The organism is Bacillus sp. FJAT-50079 (genome assembly GCF_018343515.1).
In the GTDB taxonomy this organism is placed as follows: Bacteria; Bacillota; Bacilli; order Bacillales; family Bacillaceae_C; genus Lederbergia.
Map to the genome: position 1 here is coordinate 767,827 of NZ_JAGYPD010000001.1, position 17,409 is coordinate 785,235.

Sequence of the window (17,409 nt, forward strand, 5' to 3'; positions counted from 1 at the left end):
CCAACAGCTTACAAACAACTTATACACAGAAACTATCCACATATCCACATTCAGGATCTATATCCAGTATAGGAATATTAGTTCCCCACAAGATAGACTGCTCGGTTTTGACAATATTCACAGGGTGTGGATAAGTTTTCATCACTTTTTAGCTCCTCTAAAACAGGTGCCGTTTCGTGTTCATCTACGACTATATCTAAGGCTAATTCAACATGTTCTTTACAACAATAAATCATTGCTAACCCTCTTCCTTATTGGTTTTTTATCCATTAATCATTTTCGTTATTTGTGGAATGATGATGTGTACATTTTTGAGCGATTTTTCTTACCTTTTCAAAGGTAGTTATCCACAACCGATTTATTCATTGGCAAAAAATTATGGGAAAGCTATTGATCGCCTTCCCACTTTAAGTTATCCACATTTACATTCGTGTTTCATCTGTTAATGTGATGGTCACTTCTTCTTCTGTGCCAGCTCTGTAATATTTCACCTTCATCGTATCGCCGACTTTTTTCTGATTGTATAAATATTTGCGTAGCTCTAGAACATCCTTAACCTTTTCTCCATCAAGCTCGATAATGACATCTAGCTCCTTTAATCCAGCTTTATCCGCAGGAGAATTTGGAACGACTTGCTCAATCATAATGCCTTCATTCATTCCATTTGGCAACTTTAACGTTTGTTGTTGATGGTAAGCAGGAATTTCCGATACGTTACGCAATGTGACACCCATTGCCGGACGCTTTACTTCGCCAAATTGCTCTAAATCTTCGATGACGGGTACGACGTAGTTAATTGGGATCGAAAATCCAATCCCTTCAACAGCTGCTTGGGCAATTTTCATCGAGTTAATCCCGACGACTTGTCCAGCAATGTTAACGAGTGCGCCGCCACTGTTTCCTGGATTAATTGCCGCGTCTGTTTGGATAACCTCTGCCTGCCAGTCTGGAATTCCATCATTATTAATATCGACGGGCACGGTACGGTTTACACCTGAAATAATTCCTTGTGTAACCGAACCGGAAAATTGTAGACCAAGTGGATTTCCAATCGCTAATACCGGTTCCCCAATTTTGAGTGCCTCAGAATCACCAAATTCAGAAATTAAATCATCGTTTATTCCTTCTGCACTCATTTCAACAACAGCCAAGTCTGTCCATACATCGGTTCCACGAATCGTTGCCGGCACCTTGGTTCCATCTGCCAGCGTTACCTCTAACTGTGAGGCACCTTCAACAACATGGTTATTCGTCACGGCGTAAACAACATCCCCCGCTTTTTTATAAATTACACCTGATCCAACACCGGCTTCCTGCGTCTCCGTTGTTGACCAGAAATTTACCGATTGAATATTTGTAATCCCAACAACACTCTTGCTTGCCTTTTCAACGGCTTTTGTTACATCTGTCGTAATATCAAGCGAAAGATTCTTGGTCAGATTATTATTGTTACTCCCCTGATTTGTTTCAATGTTCGCTTGGTTATGACCTTGCTTCTGCATGCCAAACATCCCTGGAAAAATTAATCCAACGAGCAATGCGCCAATGATTCCTCCAATGAGGCCGATAAAAAAGCTTGATCTGCCCCGATTTTTTGATTGATAACGATTAGGGCTATGATCATCGTAAAATCCCACAATGCATCATCCTCTCTACACAAGTTCATACATATTAGTTTGCCTTCTCATGACATTATTATAATCGATATGCTTAAATTTGCTCAAATGAGAAAAGCACGGCTGCCTGTTAAGAAAAAAAAGGAATGACGGCTAGGATATTTCCCGCGCTCTTCATTCCTTTTTTACCATAAAAAGTTGATATTAAACCAATTTCATTATACAGCTGTTAATTCCGTTGGAATGCTTGGATCTGTGTCAAATAGGTCGAATTGTAAACCAACCGGCATTCCTTGTGCCTCGAGTGTTTGCTGCACACTCATTCGTGCTAAATCCTTCATATTATTATCACGGCTTAAATGAGCAAGATAAATCCGTTTTGTCGCATCACCGATCACTTCGCTCATCGCAAGTGCCGCATCTTCATTTGAAACATGGCCAAAATCACTTAAAATTCGGCGCTTAACACTCCATGGATAACGGCTCATTTGCAACATTTGAATATCATGATTGCTCTCAAACACATACATATCGGCATTTGCAATCATTCCCTTCATCCGATCGCTCACATAACCTGTATCGGTAATAATGACAAGCTTCTTGCCACCTGACCGAAAAATATAAAACATCGGCTCTGCCGCGTCATGGGAGACTCCAAATGATTCGACTTCAAGCCCGGCGAATGATTGGACGGTTTCCATCCCAAATACAAATTTCTGTTCCGTAGCAATTTCACCTGTAAGCCCGTCCATTGCTTTCCATGTCCGCTCATTCGCATAGATTGGCAGCTTATACTTTCTCGCCATGACTCCAAGGCCTTTAATATGATCGCTATGCTCATGTGTAACGAAGATTCCATCTAATTTTGCCGGATCACGATCAATTTTTTCAAGCAAATTCCCCATTTGCTTGCAGCTTAGTCCCGCATCAACTAAAAATGCTTTTTCAGCGGTCTCAACATAAATCGCATTTCCGGAGCTCCCGCTTGCAAGCACACTGAATCGCATTGACATTCCTTTCACTCCATTGTCTTTTTCTCTTGGTTTATCGTATTCATTTGAATGATCTGTCCATCAAATGCATTCACTAATAAATGTTCTCGCTCTCCATCATGTTCTACATCTAAATGCCATGTTGGTGTTAGTACTTGCGATTCTTCCATGCTAACGAGGGTATAATAGCCCATTTCTACCTTCTTCACCCAACTATTCGGTTTCAACATGCCTTTGCGATATAAAATTTCTAAGCTGCGGATCGCAGTTAATACTTCTTCCTCTTGATTAAGCGGCTCACCGATTTCAAGCATCGTTTGATCGTAGGCATATATTTCATTGAATTCATTAACATAAAAGACGAGATGCGCACTTCCATTCATTAATAATTGTTGATCATTGAACGTTTGGTAATACGTAATTTTCATTGCTTCTTTATCGTAATCCCAATAGCTATATTGATCACCGTATAAAATATTTGCTTTTATAAGACTATTTAGTTCGGAGATGAAATCTTTTTCCGAAAGCTTTATTGTCTCATCTAGCTCCGAATGAATAATTGAATTGTCTTCAATTGTAATTTCCTGATTTTTTAATTCCTTTAATTCATCTTCGGTAAAAGTCTTTGTATTTGCACTCATATATTGATAATGAGGGATATCCTTTGGTAAATTTTCGTATACGATCCCATCTGTTTTCAAATTTTCCTCAAGGGTTGCATCACTTTTTACTTCAAGTTTATTTGTCTGATGCTTTGTCACTAATTGGCTAACGAGAAAAAGGTCGAGAATTAAGAATGCGACGATATAAATCGTTTTAATCCTACTCCAATCCATTCAAATCTCCCCCTATATCTTCGGAACGAAGGCGAATCCACGAGCCCCCATATAAATAATACCAAGAAGGCTCAAGTATAAGCACTTTTGATTTATTCGGGTCCTTTCTTAGTCGATAGCCAATAAGTAAATCCTCAATCATATTCACATCAATCTCATCTTCATTCAATAACTGGTTTAAGGCACTTTCCCCTGATGGCAATATAACCGGATCCCGATCAGTTGAGATATCAATATCTAGAGAAAAGTATGGCCGCTGGTAGCGGTAAATTTCATTCGCTCCCCAATGCTGACGTATTTCCGCCATTCCTTCTTCATTAAAGACCGGATAACTATTACAAAACATTCGAAATATCGTTCTTTGACGGTAGGCATCAAATCCAAAATATCGATAATTGTCTGTCCATCCTGAATGCTCGTTCACAAAATCAATGCTTCTTTTCAATAAATCAGGGTGAAGATTAGGCTGATTTCCTCCCGGTTCTTGAATCGGATTAATATAAAAGATCATATTCGTTGTATAATCGACGTTCATCATACTCCGATCATCTGTAAACTGCTCACCGTTTGCCTTCATATCTCTTCTTACAACAGTCGGATCACCAAATAGAGCATTTTTGAATTTTTCCGGATCAATATAATCTGGAAGATACTGATACGTGTAAAGGCTTGTTTCCTTTGCAGGTAAAAACACGTTTCGTTCGCTCGTAATCGGATAGGCTTCATACTCATCAAATCGTTTATAATTCACTTTACTGAGCAATTCTGCAATTCTCTCTCGATTTACATGGCCTTCATATACAATGTTTTCTTTGCTGTTCAGAAAATAAATGAGCGCATCGTCTTCTGTATTAGTTGCAATATTAATGCTGATTCGATCAAAGGATGCTTTCGGTAAGTTTTCCGTTTCTACATGTACAATCCCTTTATACAACTCAAAAGGAAGCAAATCAGGATAAGATAATTCAATGCGATTATTCGAATGGGAAATCTCAGCCATTTGTTGATCATTGACAATTCTTGCGTCGCCAATATCATAAAAATTCCAATGGCTCATTTCCTCCATTATCGAATCAATCTCATTATCGATTACCGTGCCATAATGAAGATCATCGATATGGAATAAAACACGGATGGGCTTGATCAAGTCAGTTGCGTCTCTTTGCTCTGAAACAGATACTTCATGCACATATTTATTATTAACTACATCGTATTTCGGCTGATACGTCCAAAGGCTCCATGTTAAAACACCGCTAGCCGCTACAAGCAGAAATAATACGAGTGATTTTACGTTTTCATATTTCACAGCCAATCATCCTCTTGTTCGGGGTCATAAGGCAAAGTAAAAAGAATCGTCGTTCCTTTTCCTTCTTTACTTTTCGCCCAAATATCTCCGCCATGCGCACTAATCATTTCCTTTGCGATTGCTAATCCTAGCCCTGTTCCCCCGAGTTGTCTCGTTCTCGCTTTATCTACCCGATAAAAACGTTCAAATACTCTTTCCACATTTTCTTTCGGAATACCAATGCCTTGGTCACTAATGCTCACTTCAATTTTATCCTCTTGCTCCTTAATACGAAAAGTAACCCTCCCCCCCTCTGGAGAATACTTCAACGCATTGGAAATAATATTATCGATTACTTGGGTTAATTTATCTTCATCAATTTCTACAAATATTGCTTTATTCGGAAACACTCGATTAAATGTAATATGGCGTTCCTTCGTCATTTCGAAACGATCAATAATATGATTGAAAAACTTCACAAAATCAATCCAAGTCGGGTTAATTTGATAGTTTCTACTATCCATTTTCGAAAGATCAAGCAAATCGTTAACGAGACGAATCATTCGCTCGGTTTCATAGCGCGTGACCCCTAGAAAGCGTGGCGCTAATTCGTCATCATAGAGTGCTCCTTCTGACAATGCCTCTAAATAACTGCGCATCGTTGTCAACGGTGTTCTTAGCTCATGGGAAACATTGGCGACAAACTCACGGCGTTCAGCATCAAGTTTCTCTTGCTCTGTCACATCGTGCAGGACGGCAATTAATCCGTTAGCAAAACCTGTTTCACGTTGAATAACTGAAATATCCGCCCGCAATATATAAGGATAATCATCGGTACTATAATCAAGAATGAGTGATTCTTGTTCCTCAAACAAATCATCAAAGCTATATTCATCGTCTAGCTTAAGCACTTCAACAAATGGTTCGGCTGTCACTGTTTCACGTGAAACATTCAGCATTTCAGCCGCTCGCTCATTAATTAATATAATTCTACCTTTTCGATCGGTTGCAATAACACCATCAGTCATAAATGAAAGAACAGATGTTAGTTTTCGGCGTTCTCCTTCTGTCATTGCATGTGCTTCTTGGAGCCTTTTTGTTAAATAGTTAAACGAACGGGCAAGTTGTCCAATTTCGTCTTCTCCGTACACTCGTACTTTTCTTGAAAAGTTTCCTTTAGCCATCGCTGTTGCCTGCCGTTTCATATCTGAAATCGGTCTTGTGATCATTCGTGCGAGGACAATGCCGAGTAATGCGGTAATTAACATCGCGATCGCTGTTCCAGCAATAAAAATGCCATTAATTTCATCCATCTGCTCAAAGACCGTTTCAATATTGGCAACGAGATAAATCGCTCCGATCACTTCACCATTTAATTTAATCGGCGAGGTTAAAACCCAAATTCTTCCTGTTTGTTGGTCGATTTGCATTTTTTCTTCTCGTCCGCCACCCGATAGAATTCGTTTCACCATTAGATTCGTCGTTTTTTGTCCGACAATTCCTTGATTACTCGGTTCTGATGTCCCAATAAAGATGCTTCGATTGTTTACAATTTGAACTTCAGAAATATCGTTAGCGGAAAAGTCGACTAATAAATCATATATATCTTCTTCAAGTGGTGTTGAATCTTCACCAGATCGATCTTTAATGATCTCTTCTCTAATATTGTATTCTAGAAGCGGAAGACGACCTTCAATCGCATTTTTGAAGTTTTTTACAAGCTGGTCCTCTAATTTCCCAACGAAATAAGCACCAATGATTTGCATCGCGATGATAATCAGCAGTACATAAATGAGAACAAATTTAAAATGGATCGAGCGAAAAAAGCTTACTTTTTGCATGTAGATTACTCCTGTTCAGGTGCTCGTAAATAGTAGCCGACTCCTCTTCTTGTTACGATCCACGTCGGATGACTTGGGTTATCCTCAATTTTCTCTCGTAAACGGCGAACCGTTACGTCAACCGTTCGTACGTCTCCGAAGTAATCATAACCCCAAACCGTTTGTAATAAATGTTCTCGCGTCATTACTTGTCCGATATGCTTCGCTAAATAATGTAACAGCTCAAATTCACGATGTGTTAATTCGATTGTTTCACCATGTTTTGAAACGACATACGCATTTGGATGAATCGTTAATGTTCCAACCGTAATTTCATTATTTTCTTCCTCTTCAGCTTGTTGGGCAATTTGAGAATGACGTCGTAAATTAGCTTTTACACGTGCAATCAATTCTCTCGTACTAAATGGCTTTGTTACATAATCATCCGCCCCAAGCTCAAGACCGAGTACTTTATCAATTTCAGAATCCTTTGCCGTAAGCATGATAATCGGCATATCGTATTTTTTTCGAACTTCTCGACATACTTCCATTCCATCGCGGATTGGCAACATAATATCGAGTAAGATCATATCAGGCTTTATCTCCTCAACAAGGCGCAGCGCTTCCTCCCCATCATAGGCACATTGCACCGCAAATCCTTCTTTTTTTAAATTAAATTGCAATATATCAGCAATTGGCCTTTCATCATCAACTACAAGAATCTTTTTCTCCATTAATTATAGTCTCCTTTAATAAATAATCGCTCTATATGAAATGTTATTATTTTGCTTCTAATCTATTTATTTTACCATAATGAAAGAGACAGATCCAAAAGCATTTGTGCTTATTAGACCTGTCTCTTATAGAAGTTGTTCAAAAACCCAGTAATCATAACACCTTGAAATTCTTGGAACTTCCTGTACAGGTCCGCTGCACCAAGCGGCGGAGCCTCGAACTTCTTGGTCTTTTTTATCCACTTCTGAACACATTTACATTAAAAATGGTTCATTGGATTTTCAAGTTTTCCATTTTTATACACTTCAAAATGAAGGTGAACACCTGTTGACTGCCCTGTTGATCCCATGACACCAATCGCAGCGCCCTTTTCAACGGTTTGTCCCGCTGACACTCCTACTGAATCCAGGTGAGCATATACAGTACGCATTCCATTTTGATGGTCGATAACAATTTTATTTCCATATCCGCCATTATCCCAACCAGCGGAAACAACAACCCCATTATCTGCTGCTTTAATTGTATAATTACTTGGGCGAGCAATATCAATCCCTTTATGCAGCTTGCCCCAGCGATTTCCCATATGACTGGAAATATATCCGCCGTTTGCAGGCCATGCTAAGCTTCCTGATCCCCGCGAAGGGATTACTTTTGTCCCCTTTTGGATCACTTCTGTTACAGGTTCTTCAATTGTTGCTTCTTTAGTAACTTCCTTACTCATTTGCTGACCATTTTGCTTTATTATTTTATATGTGAACCCGCTCTTGCCATTTTTTCCTTCTTGAGTAACTTTCGTTTCTCCTTTAGGCATCGAGTCATTTTCAACAACTTCTTTTGCAAAATTCACTGTTTCCTCATTGTATGCTTCTTGTTCAACAATGACGTGAAGAAGCGGCTTTGTCACAGTTACGTTTAACTCTTGACCAATTTTTATTACAGAGTCTTCCGTAAGACCTTCATTTAATTCGATGAGTTCCTCGCTCGTTAAATCATAAGCGGCTGCAATTTTCCCTAATACATCGCCTTCTTTAACGACATATGTTTCTTCTTTAAGTGTACCTTTTTCTAAAAGAGTAACGGCCTCATCGGCACTTAATATTTGAGCAGGATCAATGACATCGTTATGGAAGTTAACATCTTCATCAATCTTTACATCTAGCACTCGGCTTTCACCATCCGCAAGTGCTGGCAACTCTTGGTCAGCAGCTTGTGCTGCTTCCACTTGTGCTAACTCTTCTTCCGTAACATATAGAAATTTCATTTTTTGTAATGTAAGCTCTGCTTCTGCTTTATCTTTGACGTATACAAGTGTTTGATCATCTGATGCAAGCGCAACAGTTTCTGCAACGATCGTCAATCCGTCTTTAAGCTTTGAAGTGACTTGTTCATTATCTGCTCTGGAACGAAAAACCTGCTCCGTAATATATGTAAGCTCGTTACCGGCTTTTAACTTCAAATTCGGGTACTGTTCCTTTATCCCGTCAATCGATTGCTCAATCGCTTGATCAACAATGCTTTTATCGGAAACAATGCCAAGATATGTATCATCTAGATAAACATGATAATCAGTTCCAAGTTTCGTATCAGCTGAAGCTGTATATGACATCGTTGTAATTGCGATAGTAAAAACAATCAGTGTTATGAAAAATCCAACCAATTTGTTCGTCATTGGCCGCTTTATTCGTGAATCCATTCAAATAATCCCCCTAAGTGCCTATTGCCTGTTTCTCTCTATATAGGTCATTAGTTGCATAGAATATTTTACCTTCTTTACTTTAACATAGGAATCTAGCATTTTGAGGAGATTAAAAAGAATGTAATATAATTGTATAATTACTCGGAAGGTAATAAACAAAAGAGGCGCTTAGACCGTTGATAGCCTTATCTTTTATTATGATTCGACACCATCCGTCACAATTATCAGATTTATTACAAATGTATTTCAATAAAGTGTCCAAAATATGTCATAAAAAATAGATGAGAACGTTTGTATTCTTTCTCATCTATTTTTTATTATGATTTGATCAAATGGACACAGATTAACATAATAAAAGAAATTACAATCATACAAGCAACCCAGAGCCATGCAAGTTGCATATTTCCAGAGTCGAGAGCAATATAAATGGCGGTCGATGTTGTTTGTGTTTTTCCAGGAATGTTTCCAGCAAACATGAGCGTCGCGCCAAACTCACCTAATGCCCTGGCAAAGCTTAAAACAACACCAGAAATAATCGACTTAAGTGCAAGCGGAACCGAAACAAAAAGAAATAACTTCAGATCGCTTGCCCCATCTACACGTGCAGCATTTTCAATATCCACATCAATTGACGAAAATCCCGTTTTCGCAGACTGGTACATAAGTGGAAAAGCAACAACCGTTGAAGCAATAACAGCCGCCCACCACGTAAAGATAATCGGCTGATGAAAGATCCACTCGATCATTTGTCCAACTGGACTATTTTTTCCAAACACGACAATTAATAAAAACCCAATAACAGTCGGGGGGAGAACGAGGGGGAGAAGGAAAATGGTTTCTACGATCGCCTTTCCTCTGAATGTCACATTGGACATCACTCTCCCTAAAATTAACCCTAAAACCAAAACAATGACGCATGATATGAGTGCAATTTCAACAGATAGTTGAATAGGTTGCCAAAAGGCTTGAGTCATTTTACTTAACAAGTCCTTTAAAACCGTATTTTTCTAAAATCTGCAGCGCTTCTTCACTTTGTAAATACTCATAGAAAAGCTCAGCTTCTTGCAAATGCGCACTATCTTTAATCACACCTACCGGATATATAATCGGTGTATGAGTGTTCTCATCTGCTGATGCGATGATCTCCACTTTGTCGGAAACAAGTGCATCCGTTTTATAGACGATTCCAGCATCAACATTTCCGGTTTCTACATATGTTAGCACTTGACGAACATCTTTTGCATATACAATTTTTTCTTCAAGCTCACTCCAAATATGTAGATTTTCTAATGATTGTTTCGCATATTTTCCAGCTGGTACAGACTCAGGAATCCCGATTGAAATTTTATCTGCCTTTTTCAATTCCTCAAATTGTTGAATTCCCTTATTAGCCTCTTTCGGAACGACTAATACGATTTCATTGCCAACAAGATCTATTCCTTTCTCCTTTTCAATTAATCCTTCTTCTACTAAAAGATCAAATTTATCTTCTGCTGCGGAGAAAAATAGATCAACTGGTGCTCCTTGGCTAATCTGTTGTTGAAGTGCCCCAGAAGCTCCAAAATTATAATTAATTTTTATATGAGGATGCTTTTCCACAAAGATTTCTGTTATTTCATTTAACGCATCTTGTAAGCTAGCGGCAGCTGATACGGTCAATTCCACATCTTGTTTCTGTTCTTTTGCTGAACAGCCTGATAAAATCAATACGAAAAGCATGAGTGGGAAAAATACTCTTTTTATCATTTTCTCATCTCCTATTAGTTATGTTCAGTTATAACTAATTATAATTGGTTATAACTGATAATGATATGATAAATGTCACATTCATTTATTTTTATATAAATAGGAGGACCAAACTACTAAAAAGGTGGGCTACATATGTCAACAGAGCTTTCCTATACAGTCGAAGAAGTATCGCAACTTTTAAAAGTTTCAAAGTTAACGATATATGATCTCGTGAAAAAAGGTGATTTACCCGTATTCCGGGTTGGAAGACAGATGAGAATTGATGCGAAGGATTTGGAAAACTATATCCAAACAACAAAGACCAATCGGAGTAAAGTGGTTCCCTCCCCTATGGCTCAACCATCTCATGTTGCTCCAAAGTTCTCTGCAATTGTTATTAGTGGTCAAGACCTCGTTCTAGATGTTCTCGGAAAACATGTTGAGAAAAATTCGGCTTATCAAGCATTGCGGTCCTATACAGGCAGCTTAAACAGTTTGATTTCAATGTACAATGGAGATGTCGATATCGTAAGCTTACATTTATTTGATGGGGATTCAGATGAATACAATCTGCCTTATGTAAAAAAAATCTTGGTTGGACAGCCTTATATTGTGCTTAACTTAATTTCACGGCAAGCGGGATTGTACGTTCAAAGGGGGAATCCGCTTAACATCCAATCTTGGATGGATATGAAGCGGAAACAAGTAAAATTAGTCAATCGAGAGAAAGGCTCTGGAGCACGAATCCTTTTAGATGAGCAGCTTCGTATCAATGATATTTCCGCCCAAAGCATTGACGGCTATCATCATATTGAAACAAGCCATTTAAGCGTCGCATCGGCCGTTTCTACTGGGGCAGCAAATGTAGGTGTGGGAATCGAAAAAGCGGCTAAAATCGTCGGTATCGACTTTATCCCATTAATTACAGAGCGTTATGATCTCGTTATTCTTAAAACCGACGAAAACAAACAACTTATACAGAATGTAAAAGATATCTTATCTTCTGAACCGTTTCAAACTGAAATTAATTCATTAGGAGATTACAATCTTTCGCAAATGGGGCAGATCATGCATGAAACTTTTTAATAAGAAGAAGGGGCTGTCCAGAAAGTAGGTGAAAACTGACCTTCTGTGATAGCCCCTTTTTTATGTATGAAGATATACAGATGACATCAACGCAAAATTCGAACGACGTCACCGATCTATTGCTTTCCGCGGGCATGGCTTGAGCCTCCTCAGTCGCTGCGCGCCTTGCGGGGTCTCAAGGCTCATGTCATTCCCGCAGGAGTCAGCGCCTGCACTGCAAGCAACACCAACAAACGGCTAGAATGCTGGAATCTTCAATCATTGAAAATAGAAGAAGTCGACCAAATCGTTCATTTTACGCAACAGATGATCTCTTAGAACAACTAAATCATAAATCGTCATATAGGGATTGAAAATCATTGATTGCAGTTTTTGAAACATAGTATCTCTTTCATAGAGAATTCATACGATAATTATCCCTTTTTTAATCCTGTCTCCATTAGCCTGAAAGTGAATTTTTTGCAGATTCCGTTGATTGGAGCGGAAGGCGGCGACACCAGCGGGATGTGCGAGACAGGAGAGGCCCTAGGAACGAAGCCTAAAGTCGCCACATCGTGTGCGTGACCAACATCCTGTTGCCCGAAGCAGCTCACCGCTCGCCCCGCGGTAAACGTCCGCCTGGAGCGAAAATCAACAGTTTGAATAGATCCTTGAATTAGAAGGACTTTTTCAGTTTGTTTTTCTCCATCTGCTTCATTTTAAGGAATTACTGGAGAGTACCTTCTTTTTCATGTTATATCATCATTATCTGCGTTTTTGTTATTTATTTAATGCTAAGTGAATCATTAGCTCAATCGCAGTTGGAATCGCATCTTCATCAATATCAAATTTCGGATGATGATGGGGATATTGGCTTTTCTCACTTTGCATTCCGACATTTATAAATGCCCCTGTTTTTTCTTTTAAATAATAAGCATAGTCTTCGGCACCCATGGATGGATCCATCTCTGTAAAAACATCTTCTCCAAATGTTTGTGCAATCATTTCTTTGGCATAAGCGCAAGCCTCCGGATGATTATAAAGTGGTGGTGTACCTTTAATATATTCGTATTGACCTGTCGCTCCAAAACTTGCACAAATTGATTCTGTTAGTTGCTTTGTCCGTTCATACATAAGATCAGCCGCTTCGTATGTCATCGCGCGAATCGTTCCTGTTAATCTTGCCTCAGATGGAATAACATTATATGAATTCCCCGCCTGAATGCCGCCAAATGAAATCACACCCGCATGAAGGGGATGAAGACTTCGGCTAACGACCGATTGGAACGCTTGAATGAGGTGTGAAGCGATATAAATCGGATCAATTGCATCTTGAGGCTGTCCGCCATGACCGCCAACACCCTTAATCACTATATCAAAGTCATTGCATGACGCCATCGCTGGTCCCTCAGCAAAACCAATCTTGCCCATTTCAAGATTTTGAATGAGGTGGATTCCAAAAATTGAATCGACGTCATCAAGTACGCCTTCTTTTACAAGCTGCTCCGCCCCGCTTGGTGAAGCTTCCTCTGAGCTTTGGAAAATAAACTTAATATTGTTTTTCACTTTATCGCGATTGCTGCTCATCCATTTAGCAACTGCTAGAAGAATTGCCGTATGTCCATCATGCCCACACGCATGTGAAACGCCGTGATTTTTAGAAATATACGGTTTGTTTTCTCCTTCTTCTATAATCGGCAAAGCATCCATATCCGCTCTTAGGGCAATTGTTTTCTTTCCTTCTGTTCCTTTCAAAAAGGCAACAATATTTGGTGCGGAATACGTTTCATCAATCGGAAGGTCAAATTCAGTTAATATTTTTTTTACGTATGCAGCCGTTTCAAATTCCTGTCCTGAAAGTTCAGGATGCATGTGAAAATGCCGGCGTTGCTCAATTGCCCATGCTTTTAAGTTTGCATCTACTAATGATGTTTGTAGCACAAGAACTCCTCCTTCGAATTTCTTTTAAAATGGCCCATAATTTATTGCTTGAGCAATGAGTAGAAAGATAATCCCTAAAATAATTTCGATCATAACAAATGGCAATACCCAACGGAACCATTTTGTATAAGGAATGCCAGCCACAGCTAAACCTGCGATCAATACACCTGCAGTTGGAAAAATTGAGTTGGTGATTCCATCACCAAGTTGAAATGCAAGTACTGCCGTTTGCCTCGTTACTCCGACTAAATCAGCCAACGGGGTCATAATCGGCATTGTTAGCGCGGCTTGTCCGCTTCCAGATGGTACAAGGAAGTTTAAAAAGAGCTGGACAACAAACATACCAATTGCATTAAACGCTGGTGATAATTGATTTAATATGGAAGAAGCAAAATATAAAATAGAATCCATTAATTTTCCGTCTTGAACAATGACAAGAATCGATTGCGCAAAACCAATAATTAGTGCACCGCCAACGATATCCTTTGCTCCAGCTATAAAGTGATCGGCAATGCTGCTCGGAGATAATTTTCCAATAAAGCCAATTAAAATTCCAAATAATAAAAACACACCTGCGATTTCTGTAATATACCAATCAAACTTTAACACTCCAATAATAAGGAAAACAAAATTAAATAAAAAGGCGATTAATACCCATTTATGCCTCGTTTCTAATTTTAGTTCTTGATTAAGAGCGGTCGTATTCCCTGTTTGTCCAATATAACGTAATTCAGGCTGAGCTTTTATTTTTTTCGCATAGCGATAAACATAAATAACACCCGCTATGTAAAATGTAACAAGCATAATGAGACGAAGCCCCATTCCCGAAAACGTGGGCAATTCAGCAATCCCTTGGGCAACACCAACGTTAAATGGATTTAAGACAGCACTAAGAAACCCAATATTTGCCCCTAAAGAAACAATTGCAAATCCAACGATTGAATCGAAGCCAAGAGCTATTGCAAGTGGCGCAACGATCGCTACATAAACAATTGTTTCCTCTGACATCCCCATTAATGTTCCGCCAACAGCAAAAAACAGCATCAAAGCTGGAATAAGCATAAGTTCTTTATTTGCCAATTTCTTTGTAATTGCGACGATGAAGGCATCAAGCGCACCGGTTGCTTTTAATATACCAAATGCCCCGCCGATCATTAAAACGAAAAAGATAATTCCTGCACCCGCAATCATTCCTGAATGGATACTCGTAAAAATTTGAAAAAATCCAACTGGCGATTGTTCTACAAATTGAAACGACTCTGGATTGACGATCGTACGCTCGTCCACTTCAATCCTTTCATATTCTCCTGCTGGGACAATATATGTTAATATTGCTGCGACAATCATAACGCAAAAAATTAAAACGAAGGCGTTAATGTTTTTGCCCGCAGATTTTACTTGTTTACTGCTTTGTTGACTCATTATAAAAGACTCCACTCTTCATGTATTTATCCTGCTGAATAAGAATAATTATGCATTTTAGTGTAATCAATATTCATTGAAATAGCAAGAAAAAATTTTGAGATCCTTATAAAATCAGGGGATAGGCCAAATTAAATAAAATAATCAATTATTCACTATTTTGTTAATTTTCAAGATGAAATTATTAATAGATGATTGAAATATAATAAAAGGAGTATTAATTGGGGAAGTGCCAATCGGCAGCATCGTACTTGATTTGATAATTAATGTTATAAGCCTTCCTCGCAAAAGACAATGCTAAGGAAGGCTTAAGCTAAGTATTATTTACTCAGTTGATTCTTCAGAGTCTTGATTACTTGGATCCCCCATTGAAGGCTCCTGTTCAATATTATTAGCTGGTTCGTCTGAGTTTACATCAATATCAACCGGCTCACCGGGATCCATCTCCTGATCCGTTCCACAAGCTGTAACAAACATAATCGTCATAATAGGAATTAATACTTTCCAAATACGTTTCAAATTATTCTCCCCCTTAATGGTAAGTTGGTTGTTCTTCCCCCCTTTCTTTTAAAGGTACAGTCATCATAATTTCTTTGATTATAAATGTTTGTCGAATTCCCTCACATTACAAACGACTTAAATAAAACGTAAATATCCATTAACAATCGAAATAAATCCTCTAAACAAAACATATACCTGTAATTATTGTTAAATAAGGATGTTCAATTGTTTTTTCTAAAATGAACCATGAAAAAAGACGACTCAAAATTGAACTTTAAGTCGTCTTCTTCATCTATATTTTAATCCATTCGTTCATCAGCTATATTATATAGCTACATGATTACTTGTCCGTTATGCCCCAGAAGGGACCGCTGAATCATCATAACGATATTCAAGATTGACGAATTTATTGTATTCTTTTACAAACGCCAATTGTACGGTACCGACAGGACCATTACGCTGCTTAGCAATAATGATTTCGATGATATTTTTATTCTCCGATTCTTTGTCATAATAATCATCACGATATAGAAAGGCAACAATGTCGGCATCTTGCTCAATACTCCCTGATTCCCGAATGTCAGACATCATTGGGCGTTTATCTTGTCTTTGCTCTACTCCACGAGAAAGCTGAGATAAGGCAATAACCGGGACTTCCAATTCACGTGCCAAAGCTTTTAATGAACGGGAAATTTCCGATACTTCTTGTTGACGGTTCTCCTGGGATGAACGACCACTTCCTTGAATGAGCTGTAAGTAGTCAATTAAAATCATTCCTAGCCCATGTTCTTGCTTCAACCGGCGGCATTTTGAACGAATTTCGCCAATTCTTATTCCCGGTGTATCATCAATGTATATCCCTGAGTTCGATAAGCTTCCCATCGCCATCGTTAGCTTTTTCCAATCATCATCTGTTAAGCTACCAGTACGTAAGTTTTGTGCATTGATATTGCCTTCCGCACAAAGCATCCTCATGACGAGCTGTTCAGCCCCCATCTCTAAACTGAAAATCGCTACATTTTCGCCTGTTTTCGTTCCAACATTTTGCGCAATATTTAAAGCAAAGGCGGTTTTCCCTACCGATGGACGGGCGGCAACGATGATTAAATCATTGCGCTGGAAGCCTGCCGTCATCCGATCGAGCTCATTAAACCCCGTTGGAATTCCAGTAACATCTCCCTTTTGGTTATGCAAAAGTTCAATATTGTCATACGTACGTACAAGCACGTCTTTAATATCATGGAATGCTCCAGCATTTTTACGCTGAGCTACCTCCATAATCTGCTTCTCCGCCTCATCTAGAAGCTGATTCACTTCGTCTTCTCGCGTATAACCATCCGTTGCAATATTTGTCGCTGTCCGAATTAAGCGGCGTAATAATGCCTTTTCTTCAACAATGCGAGCGTAATAACCGATATTTGCTGCTGTCGGTACGGAAACAGCAATTTCACTTAAATACGAAACTCCCCCAACATCCTCCAGCATTTTTGCGGCTGCAAGCTCCTCGGTTACGGTAATTAAGTCAACAGCTTTGCCAAGCTCATTTAATTTCAACATCACATCAAAGATTTTTTGATGTGCACTTTTATAAAAGTCGTCTGGAATAAGAATTTCTGATGCTAATATTAATGCCGGCGGTTCGAGGAAAATCGCCCCAATCACCGCTTGTTCTGCTTCGATGTTTTGCGGTGGGATTCGATCCGCAAATAAGTCACTCACACTTCTCCACCTCCATAAATCTATGAATGGGCGGTAACTCTACGAATCTATCT

At 38.9% G+C, this 17,409-nt stretch carries 15 protein-coding genes; 1 reads left to right on the forward strand and 14 read right to left on the reverse strand.

The window, feature by feature from the left end; all coding sequences use genetic code 11:
• Positions 1 to 77: 77 nt before the first annotated feature.
• From KHA95_RS03530 to modA, 10 genes are all read right to left on the reverse strand, one after another.
• Entirely contained in the window at positions 78 to 236 is a 159-nt protein-coding gene (locus KHA95_RS03530; RefSeq protein ID WP_213136061.1) for a CxxH/CxxC protein, read from the reverse strand.
• Positions 237 to 422: 186 nt separating this feature from the next.
• Positions 423 to 1,637, reverse strand: coding sequence for a S1C family serine protease (locus KHA95_RS03535; protein ID WP_213136062.1), 1,215 nt, complete (start codon positions 1,635 to 1,637; stop codon positions 423 to 425).
• Positions 1,638 to 1,834: 197 nt separating this feature from the next.
• A complete protein-coding gene (locus KHA95_RS03540; RefSeq protein WP_213136063.1) occupies positions 1,835 to 2,629 on the reverse strand; it encodes an MBL fold metallo-hydrolase in 795 nt (264 codons plus the stop codon).
• Between the two features lie 5 nt (positions 2,630 to 2,634).
• Positions 2,635 to 3,444 carry a two-component system regulatory protein YycI gene (locus KHA95_RS03545; RefSeq protein ID WP_213136064.1) on the reverse strand — a complete coding sequence of 270 codons (810 nt, stop codon included), beginning with the start codon at positions 3,442 to 3,444 and terminating at the stop codon, positions 2,635 to 2,637.
• Entirely contained in the window at positions 3,431 to 4,750 is a 1,320-nt protein-coding gene (locus KHA95_RS03550) for a YycH family regulatory protein (RefSeq protein ID WP_213136065.1), read from the reverse strand. The genes KHA95_RS03545 and KHA95_RS03550 overlap by 14 nt, the downstream gene beginning before the upstream one ends.
• Complete coding sequence (gene walK / locus KHA95_RS03555) at positions 4,747 to 6,570, reverse strand: cell wall metabolism sensor histidine kinase WalK (RefSeq protein ID WP_213136066.1); 1,824 nt, start codon at positions 6,568 to 6,570, stop codon at positions 4,747 to 4,749. Before walK ends, KHA95_RS03550 begins: the two co-directional genes overlap by 4 nt.
• Positions 6,571 to 6,575: 5 nt before the next feature.
• On the reverse strand, positions 6,576 to 7,283 hold the full coding sequence (gene yycF / locus KHA95_RS03560) for a response regulator YycF (RefSeq protein WP_213136067.1): 708 nt from the start codon (positions 7,281 to 7,283) through the stop codon (positions 6,576 to 6,578).
• A 260-nt stretch (positions 7,284 to 7,543) separates the two neighbouring features.
• Positions 7,544 to 8,977: a M23 family metallopeptidase gene (locus KHA95_RS03565; protein WP_213136068.1), complete on the reverse strand. Its 1,434-nt coding sequence runs from the start codon at positions 8,975 to 8,977 to the stop codon at positions 7,544 to 7,546.
• Between the two features lie 320 nt (positions 8,978 to 9,297).
• Positions 9,298 to 9,954: a molybdate ABC transporter permease subunit gene (gene modB / locus KHA95_RS03570; RefSeq protein ID WP_213136069.1), complete on the reverse strand. Its 657-nt coding sequence runs from the start codon at positions 9,952 to 9,954 to the stop codon at positions 9,298 to 9,300.
• Between the two features lies 1 nt (position 9,955).
• Positions 9,956 to 10,726: a molybdate ABC transporter substrate-binding protein gene (gene modA, locus KHA95_RS03575; protein ID WP_213136070.1), complete on the reverse strand. Its 771-nt coding sequence runs from the start codon at positions 10,724 to 10,726 to the stop codon at positions 9,956 to 9,958.
• A gap of 135 nt (positions 10,727 to 10,861) precedes the next feature.
• Between modA and KHA95_RS03580 the strand changes: the two genes are divergently transcribed.
• The gene (locus KHA95_RS03580; protein ID WP_213136071.1) at positions 10,862 to 11,794 is read left to right on the forward strand and encodes a helix-turn-helix transcriptional regulator; all 933 of its coding nucleotides are present in this window, start codon (positions 10,862 to 10,864) and stop codon (positions 11,792 to 11,794) included.
• Between the two features lie 759 nt (positions 11,795 to 12,553).
• Here the strand turns inward: KHA95_RS03580 and KHA95_RS03585 are convergent.
• The 4 genes from KHA95_RS03585 to dnaB all read right to left on the reverse strand — a co-directional run bounded on the left by KHA95_RS03585 (position 12,554) and on the right by dnaB (position 17,356).
• Positions 12,554 to 13,714, reverse strand: coding sequence for a M20 metallopeptidase family protein (locus KHA95_RS03585; RefSeq protein WP_213136072.1), 1,161 nt, complete (start codon positions 13,712 to 13,714; stop codon positions 12,554 to 12,556).
• Between the two features lie 24 nt (positions 13,715 to 13,738).
• Positions 13,739 to 15,136 carry a YfcC family protein gene (locus KHA95_RS03590; protein WP_213136073.1) on the reverse strand — a complete coding sequence of 466 codons (1,398 nt, stop codon included), beginning with the start codon at positions 15,134 to 15,136 and terminating at the stop codon, positions 13,739 to 13,741.
• A 324-nt stretch (positions 15,137 to 15,460) separates the two neighbouring features.
• On the reverse strand, positions 15,461 to 15,655 hold the full coding sequence (locus KHA95_RS03595) for a hypothetical protein (RefSeq protein WP_213136168.1): 195 nt from the start codon (positions 15,653 to 15,655) through the stop codon (positions 15,461 to 15,463).
• 333 nt (positions 15,656 to 15,988) lie between these two features.
• Entirely contained in the window at positions 15,989 to 17,356 is a 1,368-nt protein-coding gene (dnaB, locus tag KHA95_RS03600) for a replicative DNA helicase (protein WP_213136074.1), read from the reverse strand.
• Positions 17,357 to 17,409 lie beyond the last annotated feature (53 nt).

Bases quoted from the DNA above. Each gene is read 5' to 3' on its own strand.
- modA (WP_213136070.1), bottom strand. From the start codon at position 10,726: ATGATAAAAAGAGTATTTTTCCCACTCATGCTTTTCGTATTGATTTTA.
- modB (WP_213136069.1), bottom strand. From the start codon at position 9,954: ATGACTCAAGCCTTTTGGCAACCTATTCAACTATCTGTTGAAATTGCA.
- KHA95_RS03580 (WP_213136071.1), top strand. From the start codon at position 10,862: ATGTCAACAGAGCTTTCCTATACAGTCGAAGAAGTATCGCAACTTTTA.
- KHA95_RS03530 (WP_213136061.1), bottom strand. From the start codon at position 236: ATGATTTATTGTTGTAAAGAACATGTTGAATTAGCCTTAGATATAGTC.
- walK (WP_213136066.1), bottom strand. From the start codon at position 6,570: ATGCAAAAAGTAAGCTTTTTTCGCTCGATCCATTTTAAATTTGTTCTC.
- KHA95_RS03590 (WP_213136073.1), bottom strand. From the start codon at position 15,136: ATGAGTCAACAAAGCAGTAAACAAGTAAAATCTGCGGGCAAAAACATT.
- yycF (WP_213136067.1), bottom strand. From the start codon at position 7,283: ATGGAGAAAAAGATTCTTGTAGTTGATGATGAAAGGCCAATTGCTGAT.
- KHA95_RS03565 (WP_213136068.1), bottom strand. From the start codon at position 8,977: ATGGATTCACGAATAAAGCGGCCAATGACGAACAAATTGGTTGGATTT.
- KHA95_RS03545 (WP_213136064.1), bottom strand. From the start codon at position 3,444: ATGGATTGGAGTAGGATTAAAACGATTTATATCGTCGCATTCTTAATT.
- KHA95_RS03540 (WP_213136063.1), bottom strand. From the start codon at position 2,629: ATGTCAATGCGATTCAGTGTGCTTGCAAGCGGGAGCTCCGGAAATGCG.